Origin of the sequence: Pseudomonas sp. MD195_PC81_125, assembly GCF_014060985.1 — a bacterium.
GTDB lineage: Bacteria > Pseudomonadota > Gammaproteobacteria > Pseudomonadales > Pseudomonadaceae > Aquipseudomonas > Aquipseudomonas parakoreensis.
In genome coordinates this window covers 1-1,416 of the sequence record NZ_JABULD010000451.1, presented here as the reverse complement: position 1 = coordinate 1,416, position 1,416 = coordinate 1, and the positions used below count along the sequence as shown (strand labels likewise).

At 60.2% G+C, this 1,416-nt stretch carries 1 pseudogene; it reads left to right on the top strand.

Annotated features, from left to right (window positions below):
* Positions 1-1,010 (top strand): annotated as a pseudogene (locus tag HT737_RS18145) (2-oxo acid dehydrogenase subunit E2); the annotation flags it as partial.
* Between the last annotated feature and the right edge of the window lie 406 nt (positions 1,011-1,416).

Below are 1,416 nucleotides of genomic sequence, written 5' to 3'. Positions count from 1 at the left end.
GCTGCGCCAAGCGCTCCGGCACCTGCCGCTGCTGCTCCGGCTGCCGCTGCCCCTGCTGCTGCCGCTCCGGTTGCTGCGCCGGCCAAGCCTGGCGCGAAAGTTCACGCCGGCCCTGCCGTGCGTCAACTGGCCCGTGAGTTCGGCGTCGAGCTGAGCGCTGTTGGCGCCAGCGGTCCGCACGGTCGCATCCTCAAGGAAGACGTGCAGGTTTACGTCAAGGCGATGATGCAGAAGGCCAAGGAAGCGCCAGCTGCTGGCGGCGCAACTGGCGGCGCAGGCATCCCGCCGATTCCGGTGGTGGACTTCAGCCGCTTCGGCGAAATCGAAGAAGTGCCGATGACCCGTCTGATGCAGGTCGGCGCGGCCAACCTGCACCGCAGCTGGCTGAACGTGCCGCACGTGACGCAATTCGACTCGGCGGATATCACCGAGCTGGAAGCCTTCCGTGTTGCGCAGAAAGCCGTCGCGGAGAAGGCCGGCGTCAAGCTGACCATCCTGCCGCTGCTGCTCAAGACCTGCGCACACCTGCTCAAGGAACTGCCGGACTTCAACAGTTCGCTGGCGCCAAGCGGCAAGGCGATCATTCGCAAGAAGTACGTCAACATCGGTTTCGCCGTCGACACCCCGGATGGCCTGCTGGTACCGGTCATCAAGAACGTCGACCAGAAGAGCCTGCTGCAACTGGCCGCAGAAGCTGCTTCGCTGGCTGAAAAAGCCCGCACCAAGAAGCTCTCTTCGGACGAGATGCAGGGCGCATGCTTCACCATTTCCAGCCTCGGCCACATTGGCGGCACCGGCTTCACGCCGATCGTCAACGCGCCGGAAGTGGCGATCCTCGGTGTTTCCAAGGCAACCATCCAGCCAGTCTGGGACGCAAAGCCTTCCAGCCGAAACTGATGCTGCCACTGTCGCTGTCCTACGATCACCGCGTGATCAACGGCGCTGCTGCTGCACGCTTCACCCAGCGTCTGGGCAGCCTGCTGGGCGACATCCGCACCATCCTGCTGTAAAGCGTTCGGCCCTCCGGCAACGGAGGGCCGACTGCGTTCCACGTTTTCGAGCGCCACACGCTCGTACCTCAACCCCGTCAGTTTGACGGGGCTTTTTTTGCGCTGAAAAAAGTGCAGCGCCTCTTCCTACAAGTTCGGTTTACTTGAACTACGACTGCAGTCGAATTCGTCTCGATATTTTTCATCGACAGGCAACTAATCTCTGCCCTCGGATTAAATAACGATTTCCCTGCGTTATTTATAAAAAATGAAACTTACTCGAACGGACTCGAATATGTTCAAGCCAACTATTGGCCCGATTATCGGCCACACGACAACTCATCACGCGCGCATATTCATGCGCGCCGACAAGCAAGGCAATGCACCGGTATTTGCCGCCATTCGCTATCGGAAGTCTGGAACACAA